This is a genomic window from Flavobacteriales bacterium, assembly GCA_016716605.1.
In the GTDB taxonomy this organism is placed as follows: Bacteria; Bacteroidota; Bacteroidia; order Flavobacteriales_F; family PHOS-HE28; genus PHOS-HE28.
Map to the genome: position 1 here is coordinate 347129 of JADJWA010000002.1, position 26723 is coordinate 373851.

27 protein-coding genes and 2 tRNA genes are annotated in these 26723 nt (G+C 62.9%); 15 read left to right on the top strand and 14 right to left on the bottom strand.

The window, feature by feature from the left end:
- Positions 1-24: 24 nt before the first annotated feature.
- Positions 25-1266 carry an L-2-hydroxyglutarate oxidase gene (lhgO, locus tag IPM12_16495; protein ID MBK9149406.1) on the bottom strand — a complete coding sequence of 414 codons (1242 nt, stop codon included), beginning with the start codon at positions 1264-1266 and terminating at the stop codon, positions 25-27.
- A 37-nt stretch (positions 1267-1303) separates the two neighbouring features.
- Here lhgO and smpB point away from each other — a divergent pair, with 37 nt between their 5' ends.
- Positions 1304-1753, top strand: coding sequence for an SsrA-binding protein SmpB (gene smpB / locus IPM12_16500; GenBank protein ID MBK9149407.1), 450 nt, complete (start codon positions 1304-1306; stop codon positions 1751-1753).
- Positions 1753-3720 (top strand): glycosyltransferase family 39 protein, encoded by a 1968-nt coding sequence (locus IPM12_16505; GenBank protein ID MBK9149408.1) that lies wholly within the window; start codon positions 1753-1755, stop codon positions 3718-3720. The genes smpB and IPM12_16505 overlap by 1 nt, the downstream gene beginning before the upstream one ends.
- A 45-nt stretch (positions 3721-3765) precedes the next feature.
- Here IPM12_16505 and IPM12_16510 read toward each other — a convergent pair whose 3' ends face one another.
- The 6 genes from IPM12_16510 to IPM12_16535 form a co-directional block, all read right to left on the bottom strand.
- On the bottom strand, positions 3766-4725 hold the full coding sequence (locus IPM12_16510; protein ID MBK9149409.1) for a DUF3078 domain-containing protein: 960 nt from the start codon (positions 4723-4725) through the stop codon (positions 3766-3768).
- A gap of 292 nt (positions 4726-5017) precedes the next feature.
- Positions 5018-5092, bottom strand: a tRNA-Val gene (locus tag IPM12_16515).
- A gap of 67 nt (positions 5093-5159) precedes the next feature.
- On the bottom strand, positions 5160-5792 hold the full coding sequence (locus IPM12_16520) for a hypothetical protein (GenBank protein ID MBK9149410.1): 633 nt from the start codon (positions 5790-5792) through the stop codon (positions 5160-5162).
- Positions 5793-5968: 176 nt separating this feature from the next.
- Positions 5969-6727 (bottom strand): hypothetical protein, encoded by a 759-nt coding sequence (locus tag IPM12_16525; protein MBK9149411.1) that lies wholly within the window; start codon positions 6725-6727, stop codon positions 5969-5971.
- Positions 6728-6730: 3 nt separating this feature from the next.
- Positions 6731-7669, bottom strand: a complete 939-nt coding sequence (locus tag IPM12_16530; protein MBK9149412.1) for a hypothetical protein — start codon at positions 7667-7669, stop codon at positions 6731-6733.
- A gap of 62 nt (positions 7670-7731) precedes the next feature.
- The gene (locus IPM12_16535) at positions 7732-8106 is read right to left on the bottom strand and encodes a hypothetical protein (protein MBK9149413.1); all 375 of its coding nucleotides are present in this window, start codon (positions 8104-8106) and stop codon (positions 7732-7734) included.
- 80 nt (positions 8107-8186) lie between these two features.
- Here IPM12_16535 and IPM12_16540 point away from each other — a divergent pair, with 80 nt between their 5' ends.
- Positions 8187-9776, top strand: a complete 1590-nt coding sequence (locus IPM12_16540) for a Na+/H+ antiporter (protein ID MBK9149414.1) — start codon at positions 8187-8189, stop codon at positions 9774-9776.
- A gap of 3 nt (positions 9777-9779) precedes the next feature.
- Positions 9780-10802 carry a multidrug transporter gene (locus tag IPM12_16545; protein MBK9149415.1) on the top strand — a complete coding sequence of 341 codons (1023 nt, stop codon included), beginning with the start codon at positions 9780-9782 and terminating at the stop codon, positions 10800-10802.
- A gap of 138 nt (positions 10803-10940) precedes the next feature.
- Here the strand turns inward: IPM12_16545 and IPM12_16550 are convergent, their stop codons facing one another.
- The 5 genes from IPM12_16550 to IPM12_16570 form a co-directional block, all read right to left on the bottom strand.
- A complete protein-coding gene (locus IPM12_16550) occupies positions 10941-11387 on the bottom strand; it encodes a 50S ribosomal protein L9 (GenBank protein ID MBK9149416.1) in 447 nt (148 codons plus the stop codon).
- A 19-nt stretch (positions 11388-11406) separates the two neighbouring features.
- The gene (locus tag IPM12_16555) at positions 11407-11682 is read right to left on the bottom strand and encodes a 30S ribosomal protein S18 (protein MBK9149417.1); all 276 of its coding nucleotides are present in this window, start codon (positions 11680-11682) and stop codon (positions 11407-11409) included.
- A gap of 4 nt (positions 11683-11686) precedes the next feature.
- Positions 11687-12043: a 30S ribosomal protein S6 gene (locus IPM12_16560; GenBank protein ID MBK9149418.1), complete on the bottom strand. Its 357-nt coding sequence runs from the start codon at positions 12041-12043 to the stop codon at positions 11687-11689.
- A gap of 157 nt (positions 12044-12200) precedes the next feature.
- Positions 12201-13517, bottom strand: coding sequence for a sodium:proton antiporter NhaD (gene nhaD, locus IPM12_16565; protein ID MBK9149419.1), 1317 nt, complete (start codon positions 13515-13517; stop codon positions 12201-12203).
- Between the two features lie 156 nt (positions 13518-13673).
- Positions 13674-13749, bottom strand: a tRNA-His gene (locus IPM12_16570).
- Between the two features lie 102 nt (positions 13750-13851).
- Between IPM12_16570 and IPM12_16575 the strand changes: the two genes are divergently transcribed.
- The 3 genes from IPM12_16575 to IPM12_16585 are packed head-to-tail and all read left to right on the top strand — an operon-like array spanning position 13852 to position 17826.
- Positions 13852-15009 carry a glycosyltransferase gene (locus IPM12_16575; GenBank protein ID MBK9149420.1) on the top strand — a complete coding sequence of 386 codons (1158 nt, stop codon included), beginning with the start codon at positions 13852-13854 and terminating at the stop codon, positions 15007-15009.
- On the top strand, positions 14999-16573 hold the full coding sequence (locus tag IPM12_16580) for a hypothetical protein (GenBank protein MBK9149421.1): 1575 nt from the start codon (positions 14999-15001) through the stop codon (positions 16571-16573). Before IPM12_16575 ends, IPM12_16580 begins: the two co-directional genes overlap by 11 nt.
- A complete protein-coding gene (locus IPM12_16585) occupies positions 16570-17826 on the top strand; it encodes a polysaccharide biosynthesis C-terminal domain-containing protein (protein MBK9149422.1) in 1257 nt (418 codons plus the stop codon). The genes IPM12_16580 and IPM12_16585 overlap by 4 nt, the downstream gene beginning before the upstream one ends.
- Positions 17827-17828: 2 nt before the next feature.
- Here IPM12_16585 and bshB1 read toward each other — a convergent pair whose 3' ends face one another.
- The gene (bshB1, locus tag IPM12_16590) at positions 17829-18551 is read right to left on the bottom strand and encodes a bacillithiol biosynthesis deacetylase BshB1 (GenBank protein ID MBK9149423.1); all 723 of its coding nucleotides are present in this window, start codon (positions 18549-18551) and stop codon (positions 17829-17831) included.
- On the bottom strand, positions 18548-19132 hold the full coding sequence (locus tag IPM12_16595; protein ID MBK9149424.1) for a glutathione peroxidase: 585 nt from the start codon (positions 19130-19132) through the stop codon (positions 18548-18550). Before IPM12_16595 ends, bshB1 begins: the two co-directional genes overlap by 4 nt.
- 101 nt (positions 19133-19233) lie before the next feature.
- Between IPM12_16595 and IPM12_16600 the strand changes: the two genes are divergently transcribed.
- From IPM12_16600 to IPM12_16635, 8 genes are all read left to right on the top strand, one after another.
- A complete protein-coding gene (locus IPM12_16600) occupies positions 19234-20064 on the top strand; it encodes a hypothetical protein (GenBank protein ID MBK9149425.1) in 831 nt (276 codons plus the stop codon).
- Positions 20065-20121: 57 nt separating this feature from the next.
- The gene (locus tag IPM12_16605) at positions 20122-20787 is read left to right on the top strand and encodes a heme exporter protein CcmB (protein MBK9149426.1); all 666 of its coding nucleotides are present in this window, start codon (positions 20122-20124) and stop codon (positions 20785-20787) included.
- Positions 20788-20789: 2 nt separating this feature from the next.
- The gene (gene ccsA / locus IPM12_16610; GenBank protein MBK9149427.1) at positions 20790-21815 is read left to right on the top strand and encodes a cytochrome c biogenesis protein CcsA; all 1026 of its coding nucleotides are present in this window, start codon (positions 20790-20792) and stop codon (positions 21813-21815) included.
- Positions 21799-22020, top strand: coding sequence for a CcmD family protein (locus IPM12_16615; GenBank protein MBK9149428.1), 222 nt, complete (start codon positions 21799-21801; stop codon positions 22018-22020). Before ccsA (IPM12_16610) ends, IPM12_16615 begins: the two co-directional genes overlap by 17 nt.
- Positions 22017-22406 carry a cytochrome c maturation protein CcmE gene (locus IPM12_16620; protein MBK9149429.1) on the top strand — a complete coding sequence of 130 codons (390 nt, stop codon included), beginning with the start codon at positions 22017-22019 and terminating at the stop codon, positions 22404-22406. Before IPM12_16615 ends, IPM12_16620 begins: the two co-directional genes overlap by 4 nt.
- Before the next feature lie 131 nt (positions 22407-22537).
- Complete coding sequence (gene ccsA, locus IPM12_16625) at positions 22538-25363, top strand: cytochrome c biogenesis protein CcsA (protein ID MBK9149430.1); 2826 nt, start codon at positions 22538-22540, stop codon at positions 25361-25363.
- Between the two features lie 66 nt (positions 25364-25429).
- Positions 25430-26215, top strand: a complete 786-nt coding sequence (locus IPM12_16630; GenBank protein ID MBK9149431.1) for a DUF2520 domain-containing protein — start codon at positions 25430-25432, stop codon at positions 26213-26215.
- Positions 26184-26723: a 3-deoxy-D-manno-octulosonate 8-phosphate phosphatase gene (locus IPM12_16635; protein MBK9149432.1), complete on the top strand. Its 540-nt coding sequence runs from the start codon at positions 26184-26186 to the stop codon at positions 26721-26723. The genes IPM12_16630 and IPM12_16635 overlap by 32 nt, the downstream gene beginning before the upstream one ends.

The following is a 26723-nucleotide window of genomic DNA, read 5'->3' on the forward strand; positions in this document are numbered from 1 at the left end:
GCGAAGATGGCGCAGTGGCACGGCTCAGGCGACAACGGCTCCCTCGCCGATCCGGAACTCTCGCGCGGCCATCTCCGCGATATGGCTTCCGATGGCCAAAGCCGCTGTAGCCGCTGGTGACGGCGCGTTGAGCACGTGGATGTGATTGCCGCGCCGCTCGATCCGGAAATCATCGACCATGTTCCCGTCCGTGCCCAACAGCATGGCGCGAACGCCCGCGCGGCCCGGCTCGATGTCATCCATGGTGAGCGAGGGGATCAAACGCTGAAGGGTCTTCAGGAAGAGCTTCTTCGAGAACGCGCGGCGGTACTCGTTGATCCCGTAGCCCATGTTGCGCAGGAAGAGCTTCCAGGTGCCGCTGTAGGTGAGCGCATCCACGGTGTCGCGGAGGTCGAAGTCGGTCTTGCCATAGCCCTCGCGCTTGAAGGTGAAGACAGCGTTAGGCCCGCATTCGATGCTGCCATCGGTCATGCGCGTGAAGTGGACGCCGAGGAAGGGGAAGCGCGGATCGGGCACCGGATAGATGAGGTGCTTCACCTTGTGCTTGCCCTGTTCGGTGAGCTCGTAGTAGTCGCCCCGGAAGCCGACGATCCGCTCACGGACCACGGCTCCATCGGCCTTGGCCAGGCGGTCGCTCTGCAAGCCGCCGCAGAAGATGGCGTAGCGCGTCTGGTGCGTGCCATTGCTGGTGCGCACGTGCGAGCCCTGATCACCGGATGCGATGCCGAGGCATTCCTCGCCCAGCGCCACGCGGCTCTCCGGCTGAAGGGCCAGTGCCAGCTCGGCCATTTTGTAGGTGGCGCCGCGGAAGTCGATGATGCCGGTGCAGCCCACATGCACCCCCGCGATGCCCGTGCAATGCGGCTCGATCTCCCGGATCTCATCGGCAGTGACCTTGCGCATGTCCTCGATACCGTTGGCCATGCCGGTGCTGAAGATCTTCTCCAGTCGTGGCAGCTCTTCCGCGTCGGTGGCCACGATCAGCTTGCCGCAGATGTCGTGCTTCACGCCGTGCTGCTTCGCGAAGGCCACCAGCTCACGCCGGCCATCGACGCAGTTCTTGGCCTTGTAGCTGCCGGGCTTGTAGTAGATGCCGCTGTGGATCACGCCGCTGTTGTTGCCGGTCTGGTGGCCGGCCAGGGCCTTCTCCTTCTCCAAGAGGAGAATGCGGAGGTGCGGGAATCGCGCTTGCAGCTTATACAGCGTGGCCGCGCCTACGATGCCGCCGCCCACGACCACCACATCCCAGGTGCGCTCGTTGCTCATGGGGGCGAAGATCGCGCGGTTAGCTTCGCCGCCATCCATGGCGCAGCGTACCACGCCCGAAGTGAAGAACCGCAGGGCCGGCTTCGAGTACCACCTGCTCGACAGCTATGTGTGCGGCATGGTGCTGCAGGGCAGCGAGATCAAGAGCATCCGAGCCAACGGGGCCAGCATCAATGAGGCCTTCTGCGCCTTCGCCGGGCCGGACCTTGTAGTGCGGAACATGCAGATCAACCCATACGGCACCAACCCGCATTTCGTGCACGAGCCCAAACGCGACCGCAAGCTCCTGCTGCACCGCACCGAGCTGGCCAAGCTCAAGCGCAAGCTCAAGGACACAGGCATGACCATCGTCCCTGTGCGCCTCTTCATCGGTGAGAGCGGCTATGCCAAGCTCGAGATCGCTCTGGCCAAGGGGAAGAAAACCTTCGACAAGCGCGAGAGCATCAAGGCGCGTGACGTGCAGCGCGATATCGACCGCGAACGGTGATGGACTGGCGCGCGCACATCAGAAGGCATGGCGGCGCGGTGCTGCCCGGCGAATCGTGGGCGAAGAAGCTGCTGATCGCATTGGTGCTGCTCGGCGCCGTACTGCGTTTCTGGGACCTGCCGAACCTGCCCTACACGCATGATGAGCTCAGCGCGCTGCACCGCCTCCACCCCACCCTCTCGCAGACCATCGCCGATGGCGTGATCGCCAACGATACGCACCCGCCCGGCGTGCAGGTCTTCGAGTGGTTCTGGGCCCGGCTCTTCTCCTTGGAAGAAGCCGACATGAAGCTGCCCTTCATCCTCATGAGCCTCGCGGCCATCGTGCTGCTGTATCGCTTCGCCCTGGCCTGGACTGGATCCGGTGCAGCGCTGATGCTGGCCGCTTTAATGGTCACCTTGCAGTACAGCGTTTTCTATGGACAGCTCGCACGGCCTTATGCAGCGGGCCTCTTCACCACGGCACTGCTCGCCGATCAACTCACGCGCTGGCTCGCCAATGGCAATCGGAAGGCGCTCATCGGATCGGCCTTCGCCATGGTGGCCAGCGGCTATGCGCATCACTTCAGCTTGCTGCTCGCCATCCTCATGGCGCTCACGGGGCTGCTGCTCGCTACCGTAGGAAAGCGCAAGCAGTGGATCATGGCGTGCGCCTCGGCGGGCCTGCTCTACCTGCCCAACCTGCCCATCTTCTTCACCCAGCTCAACCAAGGTGGCTTGTCGGGCTGGCTTCAAGCGCCCAATGCGGATTGGCTCCCGCACTACGCCGCCTACATCGCGCATTGGTCGCCGTTCATGGGCGGCGCGCTCGTCATCGCCGTGATGATCTCCGTGACGCTCTCGCTGCGCTCAGGAACGCTGCCCGCTCCCACGAAATGGATGCTCATCCTCTGGGGCGCCGCGCCATTGGCCATCGGCTACTGCTACTCCGTGTGGCGTGCACCGGTGCTGCAATTCTCGGTGGTGCTCTTCAGCTTCCCCTACCTCGCGCTCTTCTTCCTGCAAGGGCTCAGGCATCTGCCGAAGCGCATGGTGGTCACGGGCACCATCCTCGTTGCTGGCGTGAGCGTGCATTCGCTGGTGCATGCGCGCAAGCACTACACGGTCACCTACCATTCGAAGTACGAGGCCATGCTCCGAACGGCCATCGATGCCACCAAGCAATTGGGACGCGATCAAGTGCTGGTGCTGTTCGAGACCGAGTGGCACATGGTCGATTTCTACAAGCGCCATTGGGGCGTGCCCGAGGGCGAATTGAACGCCGTGAACATCCTTGGCATGCCGCAGGCGCGCATCGACTCGATCGTCGCCGCGCACACTGGCGACCACGTGCTGCTGGGCCGAAGCAACGGCGGCTTGGATGAGTCGCCCGCATTGGTGCAGCAGCGCTTCCCGCGATTGGCGGACCGCCGCGACTTGGTTGAAGGACAGGTGCTGCGCTTCAGCCGAAGGCCCATTGCCAACCAACGCTTCGACCGCGATACGGTGGCGCACCTGGCTCCGGCGCATCAGTTCGGGCCGTGGGAGGTGAGTGAATGGACCGCACGCAGCCCATCAGGCTGGGACATGGCCGGGCATGAATTCGGGATGTTGATCGATATCGGCTTGGATAGCGTCGCGCATGATGCTGACGATGCGATCGAGGTGGTGCTGGACATTGATGGCTACAGCCCGGATGCCGATGCTGCGATCGTGGCAGAGCTGCATGGCGCTGACAGCTCATTGTTCTACCGCACAGGAGAATTGGAGCCAACGCTTCGTGCCGCCGGAAGGAGCTCCCTGGTGGTAGCCTTGTGCCCGTCGTATTCAGGCGCAGCGCATGGGGCCCGGCTGCGCACCTACGTGCACAACCGAAGCAAAGGCCCACTGCAAGTGCGCTCCTTCACCGTGCTGCGCCGCGATGCGAATCCGGTGCGCGATGCAGTGCTCGGCCCTATTCCCTGGCTGGGACGTTTCCCTCCGGAATGAGCGAAGGCCGCACATGGCGGCCTTCGCAATGGAGAACAACGGCGATCAGAGCTTCACCGTGAGGCCGATGCTCAAGGTCTGCTTGAACTGCGTGGCGGGGCCTGCATACGGAACGCCCTCGGCATCCTTCTTCGGCAGATTGGTATCGTGGTCATACAGCAGCAACGTGTTCAGCGTAGCAGCGAACCAGTCGTTCACCTTGAAGGTCCAAAGCGTTTCCCAGGTCACATCCATGTTGCCAGGCTCGCGCAGGTAATTGCTGAAGATGTCGCCACGGGTCATGAAGCTTATGTTCTTGGCCAATTCGGTCTTGTACATGAAGCGCAGGTAGCCGCCTGCTTCGAGCTCGGTGGTGTTGCCGTTCTTCACGCCGTAGACGCGGAGCTCGGAATCGGTGCTCCCGCCCCAGAGCAGTTCATCATTCACGATCACCAGGCGCGCCGTGGCCGGCGAGATGAACACCGAGAAGTTGTCGTTGGGCTTGTAGTCGAGACCGAGGCCGAGCAGGCCGTAGGCGGGCGCGAGGAAATTCGAGATGCGCGTGCCATCGGTGTTGAAGCCTTCGGTGAACTGGGTCCGGAACTGGAACACGCCGGCGAGATACCAATGCTTCTTGAGGTCGTAGCCGTACTTGCTGTTCAGCTCGATGCGGTCATCGGTCTTCACAGGATCGCCATCCTCGATCTGCTGGCCCCCGAAAGCGAGTACCAGGCTGTTATCCCAGGCGCGGCGGCCCTTCTTCCAATTGGCAGCGCCATTGAACATGGCGATTCCGCTCACGGTGTTGAATCCGCCTGCGGCCCAATTGGTGAGGCTCACCTGCGTCATGTTCAGGCTGAAGACGCCGCTGCGCTGCCACTTGCCATCGAGGCTGTCGGTGGTGTGGCGGGCAGCCGCCGCTGCAGCAGCGGCATCGCGGGCCTTCTGATCGATGTCTTCCTGGGCGATGGTGCTGATGGCTGTCAGGGCAGCAAGGTTGAATAGGACAACTCGCGCGATTCTCATGGACGGCGATTTAGTTTGGTTATGGTTTGCAAAGGTGGCAACGGGAAGCGGACCGGATATCATGAATGTTCAGCTGCACGCTGGTCGAGCACGCCGATTCGGTCCGCATCGGGCTTGCGACGAATCTCCCTGACGATCTCCTCATCCGCGGCCTCGGGGACCGGTATGACCTTCTTACTGAACAGCACCTAGGGAGCAGTGCTCGCTTGAGACGCGCTGCGTCGATCCGGCCACATCGCCTCCCGCGAACGGGTTGAAATGCCGATGGCCGCACTGGCGGCCATCGTACTTGTGGGCGCTATTGGATTCGAACCAACGACCCCCACCTTGTCAAGGTGGTGCTCTGAACCAGCTGAGCTAAGCGCCCGGTTGCAGCCCTTCGGCCGCGCGGGCCGCGAATGTAGGCTGCGCCCCCGAACCTGGAAATGCCCGGTTCACTCCGCGCTGACAGCGAGCACCAGGTTATCCATGAGTTGCGGGCATGGCTCCTCAATGCCCATGGCCGTGCCGGCAGCGAGCAGGTCGATGCCTTGCAGGACCGTGCTCCATTCCACCTTCAAGCGTGCGCGAACGACCTGCTCGCCTAGCTCCGGCTCCAACTCCAAACTGAGCGGGCGCACCAAGGCATCAGTCGCGCAATGGCACACGAACGATTCGTCCTCCGAATCGGAGAAGTCACCATCACCGTTCACGTCCACCAGGCCCTCGAGCTGCAGGAACTTGAAGCCGGCGGCCGGGTTCCAGTCCCAATGATTGCCCGGTGCGTTCAGCGGATACGGTAACGAGAGCGGATTCGCGTGGTTCAAGGCGCTGTCGAGGCCCAGATTGAAGCGCAAGCGGCGTACATCGGTGGTTGGTACCCGGCCGATGCCATTCTCCTGAAAGTAACCCAGTAGCGCGTCTTCCACGACAGCGCTCATCGGGAATTCGGCAACCGTGTCGCCTTCTGCATTCTCTGCCACGAACCCCGACGCGATGAACTTCAAGGTGGTGAAGCGAATTGCATTCCCCGCCCCATCGCTGAGCGCATCTTGCGGGTCGAAGGGCAACGAATCGAATGAATGCATGACGCGGACTGCCAAAGTGGGTCGCGTATCCTCCGGCTCCACGGGATCAGGCGGTACGCACGCCGATAAGCAGCCGAGCAGGAATACCCCAAGAAAAGTTCGCAATCGCATCGCGCCGAAAGCTAAGGCCAGTGGCAGCGCCGCTGGAGGCATGTGCCCCCAGCGGCGCTATGCCCCTAGAGCTCGGTAATGGCGGTCACGAGGTTGCTCATGGCCTGCACATTATTCGGACCTCCGCCCATGGCCACGTTATTCGTGAGCAGGTCGAGGCCCATGAGCAGCACGGCCACATCCAGCTTGCCGGTAACGGTCACCGCACCGCCGTTCACATCCTGATGGAAGTGGAAGTGATCCTCGGAGAGCAGCGCATCGGTGGCGCAGTGGTAGGTGAAGGTGAGATCAGCGGCATCATCGAAATCGCCGTCGCCATTGCCATCCACATGGCCTTCCATGTTCAGGAACTTGTACCCAGCGGCGGGATTCCAGCTCCAGTGCATGCCGGGGATATTGAGCGGATAGGCGGCCGTGGTGGGATCCGCGTGGTTCACGGTGCTATCGAGGCCCAGATTGAAATGCACTTCATGGATGTGGCCCGCGTTCATGGTGCCCAGCTCGAAGGAGGCCGTGGGCGTGGCACCGTCGAAGAGCACGACCTTGTCGTGGAATTCCGCCACGGACGCGCCGCCGTCATCCTCCATGTGGAAATCGGAGGCATAGAACTTCAGCGTGGTGAACTGGATGGCGTGGCCCATGCCATCGGAGTAGACGGCGTTGATGTCGAAGGCGTTGGCACCATGCATGAAATTGAGACGCGTGCTCACCGTGGCAGCTCCTCCGCCGCCGTGATCGTGGTCATGCTCTTCCTCCGTCTCCTTCTTGCACGCGGTGAGGCTCAAGGCAACGAGGGCCCAAAGCGAGATCCTGTAAATGCTCATGGTTCAGTGTTGTTTGATGTTGTAGGTGAGGCCCAGGACGAAACGCTCGCGGTTGGGGATCATCTGCTCTCCCAGTTGACGCGCAACAGCGTACTGGAAGGCGCCTTGGAATCCCCAGGAGCGCCACCACATGCGGAGCCCTGCATGGGTGAAAAGGGTTGAGCTGCCGGTGCCATCGATGGCCTCACCATCGTGGGCATCCTTTCCGGCAAGCTCGTGGTACGCGCCCAAGGAGGGCAGCACTTTCCAATCTGCGCCGCGCTCGTAGCGACGGAATAACTCGAGCGTGGTGCTGATGCCATGCCCCATCCGGTGCCCATCTGCGCCTTCGCCATTCCGCCGACCGATCACAGTGATCGCCACGCCATTCCGATTGCGCCGAACGCTGTATTCGGCACTGCCGAGCAGGTCCCAAGCGCCGGTGCTGGGCTGCTGGTCATGCTGCACTTCAGCTTCGCGATACCGCATGGCGGTCTGGCCCACGGGCACCTTAGCGCCGATGCCCAGCATCACGCGGTGCGCGGTGCGCTCGTCGGTGGTGGTGCACTTGGTATTGGCCACGAGATAGCGGGCAATGGCATAGGGGTCGGCCACGGCATAAACATCGGCCGACACCTTGCCGTTCACGGCGCTGTAGTTGTTCACCGCAGGAACGGCTGCCAGGACAGCCAGCCGTTTCGTGAGCCAGAGGTCGGCACGCAGTTCCACCACCTGGTAAAGCTCACGATAGCGCATGTCGTCAGGGGTGCTGGCCGCATGATCACCGTGCTTCAGCGCCTTGCTCACGCCCGGCAAGGTGCCTTCCAGCCTCCGATACCGGTAAAGCAGGCCAACGGTCGAGGTTCGGTCGTGCGGCTGTATGCCAAGGAAGATCCCGCAAACATCGCACGCTGTGGTCAGGATGGGCAGGAGCGCCAACCCGACAACGACTAAGTGTCGCATGGAAAAGGGTTAGAAGGTTCGACGGACGGCGCCGCTCATAAAGGGCGCCCTTGCGTTCGCACCTACCCCCAGGGCACGGGATCGCTCTGTGCCCGGAATCCGTTCAGAAGGCCGACCGCTACACACGCGAAACGGCGCGGCTCGCTCATGTTCGTAATCACGACAGGCGCACCGAAATCATCCACGGCCGGCTCGGTCCGGAAATCGATCCGCTCGGCCGGAAAGCCTTGCGTTGCCTCGCGCTCCAGCGCCTTCAGCTGCTTGCTCAAGTGGCATTGTCCGTGGCAGGTCCGCATTTCAGCAGCGACTTCGCGCTGCATGCAGAGCTCACGCTCGATATAACCCTGGCGCAATTGGAAGTGCAGCACGAAGAGCGAAGGTGCCACGATGCCGGCCAGGATGGCCATTAGCAGCACGACGGCTCCTTTCCTGAGCATGCTGCAATACTACGGTGTCAAGAGCCGGACGAGGTGATGACCATCAGGTCTTGTCAACAACCATCTTTGGCGAGCTACGCATGCTCCATCACGACCTGCTGCTCGTCATCGGGCTGCTCTTCGCGGCATCGCTGCTCACCTTGCTGGGACCCAAGCTGCGGATCGCGCAGCCGATCCTCCTGGTGCTCGGGGGATTGGCGATTGCCCTGATTCCGGGCGTGCCGCACGTGAAGCTCGAGCCCGAACTGGTCTTCCTGGTCTTCCTGCCCCCACTGCTTTATGAAGCGGCGTGGTTCACCTCGTGGCGGGCCTTCTGGAAATGGAAGCGCAGCATCCTGATGCTGGCCTTCGGGCTGGTGTTCTTCACTTCACTGGTGGTGGCCTTCTTCACCAGCTGGCTCATCCCGGGATTCACCCTGGCGATGGGCTTCCTGTTGGGCGGCATCATCAGCCCGCCAGATGCCGTGGCTGCCACGTCGGTGCTGAAGGGCATGCCCATTCCCAAGCGGGCCACGGCGATCCTTGAAGGCGAGAGCCTGGTGAACGATGCCAGCAGCCTCATCGTGTTCCGCTTCGCACTGGCAGCTGTTGTTTCCGGGCAATTCGTGGCGGCTGAAGCGTTGGAGCAATTCACGGTCCTGGTGCTCGGGGGCATCGTGGTCGGACTGGTCATCGCACACACGGTGTACTTCCTGCACCGGGCACTGCCCACTACGCCGAGCATCGATACTGCCATGACGCTGATGTCGCCTTACATCATGTACATCGCGGCGGAGGAGCTTGAATGCTCCGGCGTGATGAGCGTGGTCACCGGCGGGCTCTTCCTCTCATTCCGCTCGCACGCATTCCTGGACTACCGCGCCCGCGTGCAGGCCACGCAGGTCTGGCACACGGTGAGCTTCGTGCTGAATGCCTTGGTCTTCATCCTCATCGGGCTGGATCTGCCGGTGATCGTGGAAGGGCTCAGCGCTCAAGCCTTGGGTGAAGCGATCGGCTACGGCCTGCTTGTGAGCCTGTTGGTGATCGCCGTGCGCTTTCTCTGGATGTATCCTGCTGCCCATATTCCGCGCTGGCTGTTCGCAAGCATCCGCAGGAATGAGCAATCACCCGGCTGGCGCGGGCCTACGCTTCTCAGTTGGGCTGGCATGCGCGGGGTGGTGTCGCTGGCGGCCGCATTATCCATTCCCGTGGCCCTGCCCAATGGCGAACCCTTCCCGCATCGCGAGACGATCCTGGTGATCACCTTCACCGTGATCCTTGTAACGCTCGTGGGCCAGGGCCTCACGTTGCCCTGGATGGTGCGCCGGCTGAACATGGGTGAGTTGGACGCCGACACGCCGCATGCGGAACAGGAACTTGCGCTGCGGGTCAGAATGGTGCGCGCTGTGGTGGAGCATGTGGCCTCGCTGCCTGATCGTGATCAGCGCCTGGAACGCGTGCACCAGCACTTCCTGAGCCTCGAGCAGAATTACCTCAAGGCGCTGGAGGAGCTGCGCGATGCCGAAACAGCGGCACTGCCCGAGGATGGCAACCGCGAACTGCAGCGCGCCCTGATCGCCGTGCAGCGCCGCTCACTGGCCGATGCGCGCCGGGAACGGGCCTTCGATGCGGAAGTCATGCGCAAGATGGAAGGCCAGCTGGACCTGGAGGAAATGCGGATGAACAACTGAACCATGCACGCAGGACGTCGATACTCCTTCTCACAAGTGGTCCATTGGACCCGGCGCGATATCTATTTCTTCCTTGTGCTCGGGGCCTTGCCCACCGCGCTCTACCACTTCCTCGGGTGGACCTGGCTCACGATCCCCTGGGTGCCCATCGCCATCGTGGGAACCGCCGTGGCCTTCATAGTCGGATTCAAGAACAACGCCACCTACGCGCGCCTGTGGGAGGCCCGCCAGATCTACGGCGCCATCGTGAACAGCAGCCGATCGTGGGCGATCATGGCCATCGACTTCGTGAGCCCGATGCAGGCAAAGACGTCCCTAACCGACACAGAGCTCAAAGGCATCCGCACGCGGCTCATCCATCGGCATCTGGCTTGGCTGCATGCTTTGCGCTACCAGCTCCGCGTGCCCCGGACCTGGGAGCACACGATCAAGGTGTACAACCGGGAGTACCGGAAGAACTACACGGTGGAAGAACAGGACGGCCCACCCCTGTCGGATGCGATCGCTGGGCTGGTCAGTGATGAAGAACGGTCCGCAGTGCTCGCGAAGAGCAATGCCGCCGCGCAGCTCATCGCCGCGCAATCGGCAGACCTCCGTGCGCTGCACGATCAAGGGCTAATCAGCACCCTGCACCATGTAGAGATGGAGAACCTGCTGGTCGCCCTGTACGATCACCAGGGCAAGTGCGAGCGCATCAAGAACTTTCCCTATCCGAGGCAGTACGCCACCATCAACCTCATGTTCGTGCGCCTGTTCAACTGGATGGTGCCCTTCGGCATGCTGGGTGAATTCGCCAAGCTGGGCCCCGGCTTCATTTGGCTCACGGTTCCCTTCACCGTGGTGGTGGGCTGGGTGTTCATGATGATGGAGCGCATCGGCGAGGCCACGGAGAATCCTTTCGAGGGCAGCGCGAACGATGTGCCCATCACGGCCATCACGCGCACGATAGAGATCGACCTGCGCGAGATGCTCGGCGAGGCGCACAGCCTAGAGCCGCTGCAGCCGGTGAATGAAATCCTGTTGTGAGGTCGGTGAAGAGGGTGAAAGAGGGGGGCGAAGCCATGACCATGGACTGACCCTGCCGCGCTATTCCAGGACGATGGCCGATTGCCAAGAAGAAAGGGCCGCCCCTCGGCAGCCCTTTGCTCATTCAGTTGATCGTGGTCACTCCTCCACCACCTCGAAGGGGATGGTGCGCACCACATCGCGGTGGAAGGCCACCTCAGCCTCGTACTTGCCGATGCTCTTGATGGCCTCGCCCTTGAGCTTGATGCTCTTGCGGTCCACCTCGAAGCCCATGGCCTTCAGCGCATCGGCGATCATGATGGTGTTCACGCTGCCGAAGATGCGGCCCTTCTCGCCCACCTTGGCGCCGATCTTCAGGCTCTTGCCTTCCACGCTGCTGGCGAGGGCCTCGGCATCGGCCTTGATCTTGGCGAGCTTGTGCGCGCGCTGCTTCAGCGTCTCGGCCACCTGCTTCTTCATGCTCGGCGTGGCCACATCGGCCAATCCGCGCGGAAGCAGGTAATTACGGGCATAGCCCTCGCGCACCTTCACCACGTCATTGGCGTAGCCCAGGTGCTCCACGTCTTGCTTCAGGATGACTTCCATTGGTCTGGCGTGTTGAGGGTTACTTCATCATATCAGCCACGTACGGCATCAATGCCAAGTGACGGCAGCGCTTGATGGCTTGGCCCACCTTGCGCTGGTACTTGAGGCTGGTGCCCGTGAGGCGGCGAGGCAGGATCTTGCCCTGCTCATTCACGAAGCGCAGAAGGAACTGCTCGTCCTTGTAGTCGATGTAGGTGATCCCCATCTTCTTGAAGCGGCAGTACTTAGCCTTCTTCGTCTCGATGGCGATCGGGGTGAGGTAGCGGATCTCTCCGCCGGTGTTCTCAGCAGCCATGGTCCTATGCGTTGGCGATTTCGGCGGATTGCTTCCGTTTATTGCGCATGCGCTCGGCGAAGGCCTGATGGTGCTTGTCCATCTTGGTCGTCAGGAAGCGGATCACGCGCTCATCTCGGCGGTATTCGGTCTCGAGCTTGGCCACGAATTGCGCGTCGGCCTCGAACTCGATCAGGTGGTAGAAGCCCGTGGACTTCTTCTGGATGGGATACGCGAGCTTGCGCATCCCCCAGTTCTCTTCGTGGTGGACCTTACCACGGCCTGTTTTGATCAGGTCTTTGAACTTCTTTACCGTCTCCTTTGCCTGGTCCTCAGACAAAACGGGAGTGAGAATGAAGACGGTCTCGTACCGGGTGGTCATGTTGACTGTTCGGTTGAAAATGGGCCGCGAATGTAGGTGCTCTCCCCTTTGGTTGCACCCGGCATGGGAATTCGGCCGTGACTGAATTGGCTGCCACCATGCACCCTGGGCGCGCCATGGCCCTAACGCGCAGCTCTAACGGCCTGGTTATCAACACTCAATGCCACATCAGCCAGAACGTCAGGATTGCACCGACGTAGCCGATTGCCGCCGGCAAGGCCATGCGCTTCAGGTACCAGATGAAATCGATGTGCAAGATGCCCATGGCTGCCACACCAGCGGCCGAGCCGATGATGAGCATGCTGCCTCCCGTACCGGCGCACAATGCGAGCAATTCCCAGAAAAGGTGATCCGGCGGGAATTGCGTCATCGGATACATGCCCTGTGCGGCAGCCACCAAGGGCACGTTATCCACCACGGCTGAGAGCCCGCCGATGGCGCCATTGATCAGGAAGATATTACCCAGGTTCCTGTCAAGCGTCTCCGCCAGCAGCGTCAGGTGCCCGGCTACCTGAAGGCCTGCCACCGCGACCAAGATGCCAAGGAAGAACAGCACGCTTGGGAGGTCGATCCGGCGCAGCACAGAGGTCACCATCAAGTGGCCGCGCTCATCGATCCCGTGGCGCATGTGGATCATCTCCGTGTACACCCACAGGATGCCCAAACCGAGCATGATGCCCATGAAGGGCGGCAGATGCGTGACCGCCTTGAATACCGGGACGAAGAGCAATGCCCCGACCCCGATGACGAAGACCATGATGCGCTCGTTCGAGGTTACGCCGCTGCCGTGGTGTCCGTGATGCCCATGGTCGATCACCGAATCCGGGCGCTCCACATGGCCCTTCAGCGTGCGGCCGATCCATAGCAAGGGCAGCACCAGGCACACCAAGCTGGGCACGATCAGCTTCACGATGATGTTCACGGTTGTCACCTGGCCCTTCACCCAGAGCATGATGGTGGTCACATCGCCGATGGGGCTCCATGCCCCGCCCGCGTTGGCCGCTATGATCACCATGCCAGCGAAGATCCAAAGCGTCTCCTTGTCCTTGATCAGCTTCCGGAGCAGGGCGCACATCACGATGGTGGTGGTGAGGTTGTCGAGCGCAGCGCTCAGGAAGAAGGTGATGATGCTGATGATCCAGAGCAACTGCGTCTTCTTCGTCGCGCTGATCCTGTCAGTGATCACGCGGAAGCCCTCATGCACATCCACGAGCTCCACGATGGTCATGGCGCCCATGAGGAAGAAGAGGATGCTGCCGATGTCGCCCAAGTGGTGCAGCAGGTGAGCCACGAGGCCATCCAGGTCGGCATGGGTCGGATCGCCGTGGAAGATGGCCTCGCGGCCTAGCATGAGGATGGCCCACACGACCGCGCCGGTGAGGATGGCGCTGGCCGCTTTGTTGATCCTGATCGGATGCTCAAGGGCGATAGCGAGGTAGCCAATCACGAACACAACGGCCATAAGGAAGAACATGCGCGGTCGGGTTTTGCGGCGGCAAGGTTAATGCGCGCCATTGCATGCGGCATCGGCCAAGGCGCTGCCTTGCCAACCGGCTCGAGTTAACCGCATGAGCTTCATTCCGGGCAGCACGAAGAAGAAAGAGCGCCTCACGGCGCTCCTTCATCCTTCGGGTGGTAGACCGGGCTTGAACCGGCGACCTCCGGAACCACAATCCGGCGCTCTAACCAACTGAGCTACAACCACCATGACACAGTGCTTTCCACTGCCGCCGCAGATTTCAGACGGGCAGCAAATATAACCGGCGCCATCGCTCGCGTTGTCGTCGCCGCGTACTTTGCCGCAAGCCATGCACGTGCTCCTGCTGCCCAAGTGGTACCCCGGCCGCAATGACCCTCAGCTGGGCGACTTCATCCGCAAGCAGGCGCTGGCTGCAAGCGCATTCGTTCGCCTGAGCGTGCTGCACATCGAGGCGGTGCGCGGGCTCAAAGCCGAGGAGCTGGAACTGAGGGCCGATGGGCAGGCTTGGGAACTGGCCGTGCGCTACAGTCCGAGCACGGCGGCTATTGCGCCATTGCGCAAGGCGATCAACCTGATCCGCTATTGGCGCGCCGCCACGCACGGGTTCACCCGAGTGGCCAAGGAACGGGGCCTGCCTGATCTGCTGCACGCGTACATCATGGTGCGACCGGCGCTCTTCGCATGGGCGATCTCCATCACGCGCCGCATCCCTTACATGGTGAGCGAGCAGAGCAGCGAGTACCTCGATGGCACGTACGCGGGCAAGTCATTCCTCTTCCATTGGCTCAACCGCTTCCTGTTCCGGCGCGCAGCTTCGGTCACAGCGGTCTCTTCGCACCTCGGTGAAGCCATGCGCGCGCATGGGCTCTGCCCCGGCTACACAGTGGTGCCGAATGTGATTCCTGGCCTCGATCGACCGCTGCCGTCCCGCGGGCCGATGGGCCGTTTCCTCATGGTGGCCGACCTGGTCGACCGCATCAAGAACATCAGCGGGGCGCTCCGTGCAATGGCAAAGGCGAGCCGGGTCGATTCACGCGCTTGCCTTCAGGTGATCGGCGATGGCCCGGATCGTGAGCCGCTTGAACGGATCGTTCACGACCTTGGCCTCGTGGATCGCGTGCAATTCATCGGGCGCTTGCCCAACAGTGAAGTGCTCAATCGCATGGCCAGTGCGTTCGCCGTGATCATCAACAGCAATGTGGAGACCTTCAGCGTGGTCACGGGCGAGGCCCTGGCCCAAGGCAAACCGGTGATCGCCACGCGTTGCGGCGGCCCGCAGGCCTTCATTCATCCGGAAAACGGCTTGCTGATCGAGCCGGGCGACGACGAGGCCCTGGCCGACGCGATGCTTAGGCTCATGGAGGCCCACTCATCCTTCGACCCTCAGCGGATCAGGGATTCCGTCAGTGACCGCTTCAGCCCGGAGGCGGTTGGGCGGGCACTCTTCCAAGTTTACCAGCAAGCACTTCCCGCGCATGGGCATTGAATTGAAAATCTTCTGCCTGGCCGGAAACGGACTCCGGGCATGGGAGGCGGAGTGCATCAGGCGCTTGCGCGCGGTGCGCGGCGTGCATCTCCAAGGCTGGATGCATGCGACGGAAACAGAGCCCACTGGATTGAATGATTCCTGGACGCATGGCCGCTTCCGCCGTTGGGAGCGCGAATCCGAGGCGCAGGCTTCGCTGGAGCCGTTACGTCAAGGTCTTCGCGACACCGGCTTGGCCGAACTGGCCGGCCTCCCCGAAGCGAGCGACCTGCTGCTGTTGCTGGGGGGTGCAGCAAGGCCAGCGGCATTCAACGGCCGGTGCTGGGCCTTCCGCCATGGCGATGGCGCACCGGTGCATGGGGTTCTTCCGGCGATGCGCGAAGGCGCCTTGCGGATCAGCCATGCCATCATGCACCTTGTTGATGCCGGGGGCCGAACGGTGCTGCGCGGCTGTTTCATGCCGATGGACACCGAGCCTGTCTCCACGGCGGTGCGCCTGGCGGATCTTGCTTCGCGATGGCCCGCCGACCTCGTGCGCGATTGGATCGCGAGTGAAGCACCGCCGGGGCAGGCGGAGCATGCCCGCTGCGCTCCCCTGAGGCTGCCCGGGGCCATTGACATGCTCCGCTACCAATGGCGCAGGCTCACTGGGAGCCCGCCGCACAATGTGAGCAGCGCCGCCGGCGCTTGGAACATCGGCGTGCTGCACCAACCTGTTCATGCGCTCCTTCAGGAGCATGGGAGCCTGAACGTTCGATGGCTGCCCAGCCCATCCAAGGGCAGGTCGCGAATGGAACCATTCGGCTATACCGATGCCGATGGGGAGTTGAACACGGTTTACCGCAAGTGCCATGAAGACGGGTACCAGGGCGTGATCGCACGCCTTCGCCCCAAGCCGGACAACATCCTGAAGCGCTCGCGCGCCATGCACGACGGCTTCATGGACCCGAGCTACCCCTACACCCTTTCGATCGATGGCGCACCGCACACGGTGCTCACCGACCATAAGAGCGGCGAGGTGCTGCTCCTACCGGTGAATGCAGAGAACGACGGGTACGACGAAGGGTTCGTGCTGCTCGGACTCCCACTGCACGCCCCCACGCTCTTCCAGCACCAAGGACGCTGGTGGCTCATGGGCACACGGGACCCGATGCCCGATGCGCAACTGCACGCCTTCCACGCCCCTAACGCCCAAGGGCCCTTCGTGGAGCACGCCTGCTCACCAATGAAATGCGATGCGCGCAGCTCCCGGCCGGCGGGAACGCCATTCGTGGTGGATGGCGTACTGTACCGGCCCACCTTGGATGCCGCCGATCCGAATCGGCTGGCCGTCCGGATCAATCGGGTCACCAAACTGGATCCCGAGCGCTTCCAGGAAGAGACCGTGCGGCGAATCGACGGATTCCCAGCCACGGCCTACGGCATGGGTGTGCGCACCTTGAGCGCCATTGGCAACCTCACTTTGGTCGATGGACTGCGCAGCCCGGTGCTCTCGGGCCGCAACGCCAACGCCAAACGGAGCCGCAGCAAGCGGCGCCCGCAGGATGCGGACGACACGGAATGACACGAGCGGCGATCGGCACCGTGGGCGCGCGCGTCGCCATCGCAATGGCGCAATTGCTCATTGCAGCGCTAGCGGCGCAGCTGCTGGGTATGGCCGAAGTGGGCCGCATGAGCCTGCTCGTGCTCGGCATCGCCTTCGTGATGCTTGCCAACAACGTGATCGGCGGAAGCGCGCTGGTGTACCTGGAGCCCAGGCATGGCACACGCACCCTGCGCATGATCGCCTACGCCTGGATCCTGGTGGTGTGCGCAAGCGCTGCCTGGACATTGGAGCCCTTGGGTTTGGTCCCGGAAGGCATGGGTGCCTACGCCGCGCTGATTGCCGCGCTCGAGGCGGCGGGCACGGTTCACCTTGCCCTGCTGCTCGGTCGCGAGCGCTACGCCTGGTACAATGGGCTGATGCTCGCCCGCGCAATGCTGGTGCTGGCGGTTTTCGTCGTCCTGTTGCTTATCGATGGGCCAAGCTTCGAGGATTACCTGCATGCGCTCTTCGCGGCGCACGGCTTGGTTGCGGCGGCCAGCGCGATCTCGCTCGTGAAGCAGCCGGGCTCATGGTCCGATCCGCTGGCGGCATTCACGGCGATGCTCCGGCAAGGGGTGCCCTCGCAGGCCGCCAATGGACTGCAGTTGCTCAACTACCGCCTGTCGTATTTCCTGATGCAGCGCTTCCATGGGGCAGCGCCGCTAGGGCTCTGGTCGATCACCAGCCAATTGGCAGAAAGCGCCTGGCTGGCGCCGAAGAGTTTGGGAACTGTGCTGTATGCCCGGGTGAGCAATACCGAGGAAGCCATCCGGCAACGTGAGCTGACACTCACGGTCCTGAAACTCTCGGTGGCCCTTGCCGCAGCGGCATGCGCGGTGATCTCAATCCTTCCGGACTCCGTTTTCATCCTGGTGTTCGGCCCGGAGGCCAAGGGAATCCAGGAACTGGTGCTGCTGCTCTCACCGGGCCTGCTGGCTATGGCGGCATCACAGGCATTGAGCCATTACCTCAGCGGCGTGGGCCTCGTGCAGCATAACACCATCGGCTCCGGCTTGGCCTTGGTCGTCACCGTGGCGCTCGGATTCGCGCTGATCCCGTCCGGCGCGGCCTTTGGGGCCGCCATCACCGCATCCGCCGCATACCTGGTGGCGCTCGCTTATCAGCTGGCGATCTTCAATCGGATCAGCGGGGCGCGCTGGCGGCACTACCTGCCCGACTCGCGTGACCTGGATCGCGCGTCTTCGCTTCTGCGAAGGTTGCTCGGGCGCTGATCTCAGTTCAGATCAACGGCATCCTTGATGCCCAGTGGCCGCGATGCGCAGAATCCCTCTCCGTAGGTCACCATCAACAAGCGGCCCATCTCGCGCGAACGGCCTTCGAGGAAGGGCAGGAAATCGGGGCGTGCGATCGGACTGCTCGGTTCCTCGCTCTTGGGGTCGTGGAACTGCGAGGCGAAGCAGTGCAGCGCTTCCAGCTTCTTCTCCCAATAGGGCGTGATGTCGAAGACCAGGTCCGGATCGATCCAGCGGTCCTGGACAGCGTGCAGCAATGTGGTCGGGCGCCAGGCTTCCTGCTCTCCGCCTTGATCATGCGTGGACAACCTCCTGAGGCCGCTGAGGAAAGCAGCACGGGAAACGACCGCTGCCGCGCGCCCATGATCAGGGTGGCGATCGCGCAGCGCATTGGTGAGCACCGCGCGCGGGCGGTGCCTGCGGATGCTGCCCACCACTGAGAGCAGGCTCTCACGGTCATCCTCAATGAACCCGTCGGGCAGCCCAAGCTGGTATCGGAACGTGGCCCCAAGGACCATGCGAGCGGCCTCCGCCTCCTGAGCACGCAGCTCCGGCATGCCCCGCGTGCCGAGCTCGCCTGCCGTGAGGTCAACGATGCCCACGCTGCGGCCGAGCGCGATATGATGCAGCACGGTGCCAGCCATGGAAATCTCCACATCGTCCGGATGAGCGGTGATGCAGAGGATATCGACCTGCTCGTTCATGGGTTTCCGATCCAATTGATCACACGATCATCCAAGGGCGATACCCCGCTCTCGAGCGACATGGCCAAACGCCCGTCCCCATCAACCAGGAACTTGTGGAAGTTCCACTTCACGGCTGAATCCATCGAACCGTTGAGCTCCTTGCGGGTGAGCCACTGATAAACGGCGTGCTGGCCCTCGCCTTTCACCTCCACCTTGCTCATCATGGGGAATGATACGCCGTAGTTCTTCTGGCAGAAGGTCTCGATGTCCTGTTCCGATCCCGGCTCCTGACCGCCGAACTGGTTGCACGGGAACCCGATGATCATCAGGCCGCGCTCACCGTAGGCCTCCTGCAACTCCTGCAGCTGCTTGTACTGCGGCGTGTAACCGCATTCGCTGGCGGTGTTCACCAGCATCACCTTCTTTCCCTTCAGCTGCGCGAAGCTGAACGGTTTGCCCGTGATATCGATCGCGCTGAGCTCGTGGAAGCCAGTGCCGCCCGCTGCAGGTGCCTGGCCAAGTGGCGCATGGGTAACGGTGCGGAAACAACCGAATAGGCCAAGGAAGGAGATGAGCAGCATGAGGTTCATGTTTCGCATGGCGGATGAACAGGCCAGGGTTGCAAAGGTTCGACACAAGCGGCGATTGCCGATTGAGCGCGACCCTACCTTTCCGCCACGACTTGCGTACCAAGCCCCAGATGAAGAACCGACTCCTGGCCATGGCCGCGCTGGGCTGCACAATCAGCCTGCAAGCCCAAACCTACGTGAGGATCGTGATGCCCGCAGCGCTGGTGGCCCGTCCTGACCTAGCACAGGACGCCGCCGCACAAGCGGGCCTTCAAGCGGCAGGAGTGACGCCTGAGGGGATCGCCGATGTGCTTCGCCTGAGCGAACCAGCTGCCCTGCCGAACGGTTTGCGCTCCGATAGCGCGCGCACGGTGCATGCCGGCGCCCTGCGCAATTACACCGCCTACCTCGTGTGCGATTACTCCGATGATGAAGGGCCCATGTCCATCATCTCCGTGCCTGCCGCATTCAATTACCACATGCCCGACGATCTTCGTGCGAAGAACGACTTCTACCTCGTTCTCCGGGCCGGGGGCATCGAACCAGTTGAGGCCTCAGCGCTGAAGGAGCCGCCGAGCAAGGGCCCCTCGTGGCAGCGGCTCCGCCCGGCCCGGATCATCCGGCCCGATGCGGTGTACGCCACCTACGACCTGGGCGACGATGCTGAGGCCCTTGCGGCGCTCGACAAGCAAGGCTTGAGCAGGGCTGAGATCGAAGCCGTGGTCTTCCGCAGCCATGAGCGCAATTGGCCCGATGGGATCGACAGCTTCGAGAAGCGCTTCCCCCGACTGAAGCTCTTCCGCAAGTACAAGGCCTACCGCCTCGCGCGCTGGGCGGACAAGGTGCTGCTGGTGATCCCCGCCGAGGCCAACCGGAAGGCACCAGCGGAAATCCGCCCGTTGATCGATGTCTATATGGTCTTCATCGCCGAGGCCGTGCAGGTGAAGGACAAGAAGAAGTGACCGTAGCCGCGCCGCGCGCCGGAACCGCACCGGCAGCCGCCGCTACCTTGCGCCGCCGTGGCGCATGAGATCATCCACCTCCTGAGACTGGAAGCCGCCCTGGACCTCCGGCAACGCGCTGCTTGGGGCGGCATGCTGCTCTACGTGGTGAGCGCGGTGTACGTGGCCCATCTCGCAGTGCGCGACAGCCTGAACAGCGCTTCCTGGCTGGCGCTGTTCTGGATCATCCTGCTCTTCGCCGCATTCAATGCCTTGGCGCGTTCCTTCCAACGCGAGGAACAAGGAAGGCAACTGTACCTCTACACCATGGCCCACCCGCGCCATGTGGTGATCGCCCGTGCGGCCTACAATGCGCTCACCATGGCGGCGCTCAGCATCACCAGCCTGCTTTTCTATGCCCTATTCCTAGGAACGGAGCCGATGTCTGGCGCGGACCTGGTGCAATTCGCTTGTGCGGTCCTGCTCGGCGGCATCGGATTCGCGGCTGTGCTCACCTTGATCTCGGCAATCGCGGCGCGGGCGGGCAACGGCATCGGCCTTATGGCCATCCTTGGCTTCCCGGTGATCCTGCCCATGCTGCTCGCCATCATGCGTGCCAGCCAGCTCGCGCTGCAAGGCGCGCCCTGGTCCGAAACGGGCCTGCTGTTCGCGGGGATCGCTGCGCTCGATGCGGTCACCATCACCCTGGCCTGGTTGCTCTTCCCGTACCTTTGGCGCGATTGAGAATGAAGCACTGGTGGTGGAAATTCCTGGCGGTTGCCTTGGTGCTCGCCGCATCCATCACCGCACTGCGCACCCCGCTGGCACCGGCCATCGTGCATGTTGAGCCGGCCACTTTGCAGCCGGGTGCGCGGCATGCCATCGAGGTGCTGGGCTATCGCACGCAGTTCGTGCCGAATGAAGTCATCGCCTACATCGAGAATGGCGGGCAATTCGTGCCAGCCGGACGCGTGGATGTGATCGATGGCACGCATGCCAGGATCCACATGTATGTGCCCGAAGGCCTCCGTGAGGACATGAGCGACTTGCTGGTGACGGCTCCGGGCGCTGGCACCATGCGGCTCTTCGATGCCTTCTACAACCCTGTGAAAGGGAGCGGTGCCACGCACGATATCGCAGCCGAAATGACAGTGCATCGGCGCAGTGGATTCTTCTTCCCGAACCGGAACCTGCTCTATGAGACCATCCGCAACCTGAACTTCCACGTGCCCATGTGGTTCACCATGATGCTGCTGCAGACCGTATCGCTGGTGTTCAGCATCCTGGTGCTGCGCAGCGGCGCTGAGCTGCATGACCGGGGCGCTGTGGCAGCCGTGCGCGTGAGCCTGCTCTTCGCCTTCCTCGGCCTGATCACCGGGAGCATCTGGGCGCGCGCCACCTGGGGCGGCTGGTGGACGAGCGACGCGAAGCTCAACGGAGCTGCCGTCACCGTGCTCATCTACCTCGCCTATCTGGTGCTGCGCGGCAGCGTCACCGATCCTGCGAAGCGGGCGCGGCTCTCGGCGATCTACAACGTGTTCGCGTACGTGCTCATGCTGCTCTTCATCATGGCCCTGCCGCGCATGACCGCGAGCCTGCACCCCGGCAGCGGCGGCAATCCGGCCTTCAGCCAATACGACCTCGATAGCAGCCTGCGCCCTGTCTTCTACGCCGCCGTGCTCGGCTGGATGGGCATCGGCGCTTGGCTCCTCAATCTACGGTACCGCCTCGCGCGGCTCGAGATCCTCCAAGAAGATGCGCGCATCCGCTAGACTTCCCCTCATCGCCCTCCTGCTCGCCGCGCCGTTCACAGCGCACGCGCAGGGGAATCCTGACTGGCTCGTGGACACGCTCTACGGAAGCGGGAAGATCAACACCGTGATCGCCGTGGTGAGCGTGATCCTGCTCGGCCTGGCCTTCTGGCTCTACCGGCTCGACCGCCGCATCGGGCGAATGGAGAACCATCACCGGAAATGAAGCGCTCGCACATCATCGCCCTCGTGCTCATCGCCATTGCCATGGCGGCCTTCATCGCCACCTTGGCCGATAGCAGCACCTTCGTTGACCTCGCGCAGGCCAAGGCCAAGCCCGGCAAGGAGTTCAAGGTGAAGGGCTACCTGGACAAGAGCGCGCCCGTGGAGTACGAGCCGATCGTTGATGCCAACCTCACGACATTCACACTGATGGACGACAATGGCGAACGCTGCCTGGTGCGCCTGGCGAAGGCCAAGCCCTATGACTTCGAGCGCTCGGAGAGCATCGTGCTCACCGGCAAGATGAATGAGGCCGGCGAGTTCGATGCGCACGACATGCTGATGAAATGCCCGAGCAAGTACAATGAGATGCAGCAGGTGGGCAGTTGATCAGGCTGTGGGTTGACCGCCTTCAATGAGGCTTCGGCGGTTGCAGGTTGAAATGCCCGCACGGTGCGACCCCCGACCGGATCAACCTGTCATTGCGAGGCTCCGCGAAGCAACAACCCTCAACCATCACTTTGAACGACACCATCGAATACATCGGCGAGCATGCCTGGGCAGGGCAGCTCGGCCACGCGCTCACGATCATCTCGCTGGTGAGCGCCATGCTCGCCACGCTGGCATACTTCATCGGCGCGCAACGGAAGGATGATGCATGGACCCGCCTGGGCCGCCTGGGATTCCGGGCGCACAGCGTGGCGGTGCTCGGCATCGTGGCCACGCTCTTCGTGATGCTGTTCAACCACTGGTTCGAGTTCGACTACGTGTGGAAGCACAGCAACCTGCAGATGCCGATGAAGTACATCGCCAGCTGCTTCTGGGAAGGACAGGAAGGCTCATTCCTGCTCTGGACTTTCTGGCACGTGGTGCTGGGCAATATCCTCATCGCACGCGCCAGGTCATGGGAACCCCATGTGATGGCGGTGTTCGCCCTCGTGCAGGTCTTCCTCGCCTTCATGATCATCGGGGTCTATGTGGACGATTGGAAGCTCGGCAGCTCACCCTTCCTGCTCATCCGAGAGACAACGGACTACATCGGCCTGCCGTGGACGAAGATGGCTGGCTACCTCACCGCCATCGACGAGTTCAAGGACGGCCGCGGCCTCAACCCGCTGCTGCAGAACTACTGGATGGTGATCCACCCGCCCACGCTCTTCCTGGGCTTCGCGGCCACCTTGGTGCCCTTCGCGTACGCGATCTCCGGGCTCTGGCGCAACCAGCGCAGCGCGTGGATGAAGCCCGCCTTGCCATGGACATTCTTCGGCGTGATGGTGCTGGGCACGGGGATCCTCATGGGCGGCGCATGGGCGTACGAGGCACTCAGCTTCGGCGGTTTCTGGGCCTGGGACCCGGTGGAGAACGCCTCGCTGGTCCCTTGGATCACGCTCGTTGGCGCAGGCCACTTGATGCTCGTGAACAAGCGCAAGGAGACCTCCTTGTTCAGCGCATTCACGCTCACGCTCATCACCTTCATCCTTGTGCTTTACAGCACCTTCCTCACCCGCAGCGGCGTGCTGGGTGACACCAGCGTGCACAGTTTCACCGGCGATGGCATGCTGCCCGCGCTCGTCCGCTTCCTGCTCATCTTCATCGGGATCGCCGCCGCGCTGATGCATCCGGACCGCAAGCAGCGCTGGGTCTATGTCGGGCTCTCGCTCGCGTTGCTTGCGGTTGGCCTTGCACTGGGCATCGAGGTGGAAGCGATCCTGCTTTTCGGGCTGCTCACAGCGGCGCACCTCTTCAGCGCGTACCGGAAGGGCTTCAGCTCCAACGATCCCGAAGAGGCCTTGTGGAGCCGCGAATTCTGGCTCTTCATCGCCTCGCTGGTGCTGCTGCTCAGCGCGGCGCAGATCACCTTCAGCACCAGCATCCCCGTCACCAACCTGCTGCTCACGCCCTTCAAGGGCTTCTTCACCAGCATGGGTGAGCGCACGGGCTGGGATTTCCTGCTGAAGCTTGGCAGCGAAGGACTGGCACCGCCCAGTGAGGCCATCGCGCACTACAACCGCTGGCAAACTCCCTTCGCCATCATCGTATCGCTGCTGGTGGCCTTCACGCAATACCTCCGGTGGAAACAGGATGGCTTCGCGCGCCTGATCCGGCAGATCGCGGTTGCATTGACGGTCAGTATCGTGGTCACCGTGCTGGCCGCGTGGCTGCTGCACCTGAAGGCGCATGAGCTGCAGCTCGGCATGCTGCTCTTCACCACCGTGTTCGCTGCCGTGGCCAACATCGGCTATGTGCCCGCTGTGCTCAAGGGGCGGCTGAAAGGAGCTGGGCCCAGCATCGCGCACACGGGCTTCGCGCTGGTGCTGCTGGGCGCCTTGGTGAGCACCGGCCGAAAGCAGGAGGTGAGCATGAACATGCGCGGCATGGACCTGCGCGTGCTGAACGAAGGCTTCAGCAACAGCAAGGAGATCCTGCTCTACCGCGGCGACACCGTTCGCATGGGCGAGTTCTATGTGCATTACCGGTCGAAGCGGCAAGAGGGCGTGAACCTGCTCTTCGACATGGACTACTTCGCCGTGGATCCGCGCCGCTACGCCAAGGGCGATACGGTGCGCCTTCGCGGAACGCTCTTCCGCGCGCGCGAGGCGCATGTGGCCGAACCCGAGTTCCTGCGCCAGCAACCCGACTATTGGGAGCCGCTCGAGCGCTACAGCAAGCGCGAGCTCTGGCATGCGCGGGAATGGAGCCCGACGGCCCCGGGCGAACGGCTCTTCGGCCTTGCCCCGATCATCCAGCTGAACAAGCGCATGGGCAACGTGCCCGAGCCCAGCACCCGCCATTGGCCCACGCGCGACCTCTACACGCACCTGCGCTACGCCGAAATGGCGATGGATCCCGACACGCTGCCTGATGGCACCATCACGATCGACGACACCTGGATGCCGAATCGCCGGTACGACAAGCTCGCGGGCGATACCATCGTGACGCCCACGAGCTTCGTGGTGATCGACAGCCTCTACGTGCTGCGCGACAGCTCCACCAAGGCCTTGCTGGGCGATCGCTTCACCGTGCACGCTGCCGCACTGCGCATCCGCGACCTGTACGATGCCGACCGCTGGTTCGAGGCTCGGCCGGTGGTGATCTACGCCGATGGCCAGCCCGTGATGGGCAAGGCTGCTGAAGTGGAGCCCTTGCGCGTGCGGTTCAGCCTTGCGAAAGTGGAAGGCGGCAAGGCCAGCCTCGATGTGGCCGAACAGGAATTCGTAGTGATGCAGGCGCTAATCTTCCCGGGCATCAATATCCTCTGGATCGGCTGCGTGCTGCTGGCACTGGGCTCGGGCATGGCGGTGTGGCAGCGGGTGCGGAGGAAAGAGGTTGAGAAGCTGAGCGGTTGAAGGTTGAACGCACCACCCGCGCGCATCCCCTCAACTCCAAACCTCATCAACCCCACAACTCCCTGCATGACCTCCATCCTCCTGATCGGCACCGGCCGCATGGCCTACCACCTGGGCCACGCCATCGTGAAGGCCAAGCTGCCACTCATCGGCGTGGCAGGCCGCGACCCGGAGAAACTCAACGACCTCGCGCGTTTCCTCGAGCGGCCGGCGCATCGGCTGGACCGTGCGTTGCCGCCCGCCGACCTGGTGATCATCGCCACCAGCGACGACAGCATCCCGGAAGTGGCTTCGCGGATCCCCGCAGGCCGCAGCGTGCTGGTTCATACCGCCGGTGCGGTGCCCATCGATGTGCTGCTGCCGCATGCGCATCGCGGCGTGATCTGGCCGGTGCAGACGCTCAGCCACGGCGCTCCCATCGACCTGAGCGATGTGCCGATGGCTGTGGAAGGCAGCTCGCCAGAAGCCGAATCCGCCGTGCTCCGGCTGGCGCGCGCCGTCAGTGAGAGCGTGCTGCAGCTCCCGCACCGCCAGCGCGAACTTCTGCACCTGACCGCCGTGCTTGCCAGCAACTTCCCGGTCTTCCTCATGCACGAGGCCCAGCGCCTGCTCAAACAGGAGAAGCTGCCGCCCAACCTGCTCATGCCGCTCTGGAAGCTCACCGCGCACAAGGTCACCACCATCGGACCTGCTGAGGCCCTCACCGGCCCGGCTCGCCGTGGCGATGTCAGCTCCGTGAAGCGCCACCTCGAACTGTTGCAGGGCGAAGCCGATCTTCGCCGCGCCTACGCGCAATTGAGCAGCATGGTGCTGAAGGCGCATGGCCACCCCACGGATGGCATCGACCTATAAAGAGCTCCTCTCGGGCATCGACACCTTCCTGTTCGATGTGGACGGTGTGTTCACTGACAACCGTGTGCTGATGATGCCCGGGCTCGACCCCGTGCGCACATTCCATAGCCGCGATGCCTACGCCGTGCAGCATGCCATGAAGGAAGGCTGCCGCATCATCATCACCACTGGCGGCAAGAGCGACGGCATGCGCGAGAGCTTCGAGCGGCTGCGCGTGACGGCGTACCACAGCGGCGTGCATGACAAGAGCGCCAAGCTCGATGCCCTCATCGCCGAGGGCCTCGTTGATCCCGCGCGCACCGCCTACATGGGCGATGACATCCCCGACCTGCGCGTGATGCAGCGCGTGGCCCTGCCCTGCTGTCCCTCAGACGCCGCTCCCGAGGTGAAGGCCATCAGCCGCTTCATCAGCGCCAAGGCCGGTGGCCACGGATGCGTGCGCGACCTTCTGGAACAGGCCATGAAGGTGCAGGGCAAGTGGCTCACCGACGGCGCCTACACCTGGTGA

Bases quoted from the DNA above. Each gene is read 5' to 3' on its own strand.
- lhgO (MBK9149406.1), bottom strand. From the start codon at position 1,266: ATGAGCAACGAGCGCACCTGGGATGTGGTGGTCGTGGGCGGCGGCATC.
- smpB (MBK9149407.1), top strand. From the start codon at position 1,304: ATGGCGCAGCGTACCACGCCCGAAGTGAAGAACCGCAGGGCCGGCTTC.
- IPM12_16505 (MBK9149408.1), top strand. From the start codon at position 1,753: ATGGACTGGCGCGCGCACATCAGAAGGCATGGCGGCGCGGTGCTGCCC.
- IPM12_16510 (MBK9149409.1), bottom strand. From the start codon at position 4,725: ATGAGAATCGCGCGAGTTGTCCTATTCAACCTTGCTGCCCTGACAGCC.
- IPM12_16520 (MBK9149410.1), bottom strand. From the start codon at position 5,792: ATGCATTCATTCGATTCGTTGCCCTTCGACCCGCAAGATGCGCTCAGC.
- IPM12_16525 (MBK9149411.1), bottom strand. From the start codon at position 6,727: ATGAGCATTTACAGGATCTCGCTTTGGGCCCTCGTTGCCTTGAGCCTC.
- IPM12_16530 (MBK9149412.1), bottom strand. From the start codon at position 7,669: ATGCGACACTTAGTCGTTGTCGGGTTGGCGCTCCTGCCCATCCTGACC.
- IPM12_16535 (MBK9149413.1), bottom strand. From the start codon at position 8,106: ATGCTCAGGAAAGGAGCCGTCGTGCTGCTAATGGCCATCCTGGCCGGC.
- IPM12_16540 (MBK9149414.1), top strand. From the start codon at position 8,187: ATGCTCCATCACGACCTGCTGCTCGTCATCGGGCTGCTCTTCGCGGCA.
- IPM12_16545 (MBK9149415.1), top strand. From the start codon at position 9,780: ATGCACGCAGGACGTCGATACTCCTTCTCACAAGTGGTCCATTGGACC.
- IPM12_16550 (MBK9149416.1), bottom strand. From the start codon at position 11,387: ATGGAAGTCATCCTGAAGCAAGACGTGGAGCACCTGGGCTACGCCAAT.
- IPM12_16555 (MBK9149417.1), bottom strand. From the start codon at position 11,682: ATGGCTGCTGAGAACACCGGCGGAGAGATCCGCTACCTCACCCCGATC.
- IPM12_16560 (MBK9149418.1), bottom strand. From the start codon at position 12,043: ATGACCACCCGGTACGAGACCGTCTTCATTCTCACTCCCGTTTTGTCT.
- nhaD (MBK9149419.1), bottom strand. From the start codon at position 13,517: ATGTTCTTCCTTATGGCCGTTGTGTTCGTGATTGGCTACCTCGCTATC.
- IPM12_16575 (MBK9149420.1), top strand. From the start codon at position 13,852: ATGCACGTGCTCCTGCTGCCCAAGTGGTACCCCGGCCGCAATGACCCT.
- IPM12_16580 (MBK9149421.1), top strand. From the start codon at position 14,999: ATGGGCATTGAATTGAAAATCTTCTGCCTGGCCGGAAACGGACTCCGG.
- IPM12_16585 (MBK9149422.1), top strand. From the start codon at position 16,570: ATGACACGAGCGGCGATCGGCACCGTGGGCGCGCGCGTCGCCATCGCA.
- bshB1 (MBK9149423.1), bottom strand. From the start codon at position 18,551: ATGAACGAGCAGGTCGATATCCTCTGCATCACCGCTCATCCGGACGAT.
- IPM12_16595 (MBK9149424.1), bottom strand. From the start codon at position 19,132: ATGCGAAACATGAACCTCATGCTGCTCATCTCCTTCCTTGGCCTATTC.
- IPM12_16600 (MBK9149425.1), top strand. From the start codon at position 19,234: ATGAAGAACCGACTCCTGGCCATGGCCGCGCTGGGCTGCACAATCAGC.
- ccsA (MBK9149427.1), top strand. From the start codon at position 20,790: ATGAAGCACTGGTGGTGGAAATTCCTGGCGGTTGCCTTGGTGCTCGCC.
- IPM12_16615 (MBK9149428.1), top strand. From the start codon at position 21,799: ATGCGCGCATCCGCTAGACTTCCCCTCATCGCCCTCCTGCTCGCCGCG.
- IPM12_16620 (MBK9149429.1), top strand. From the start codon at position 22,017: ATGAAGCGCTCGCACATCATCGCCCTCGTGCTCATCGCCATTGCCATG.
- IPM12_16630 (MBK9149431.1), top strand. From the start codon at position 25,430: ATGACCTCCATCCTCCTGATCGGCACCGGCCGCATGGCCTACCACCTG.
- IPM12_16635 (MBK9149432.1), top strand. From the start codon at position 26,184: ATGGCCACCCCACGGATGGCATCGACCTATAAAGAGCTCCTCTCGGGC.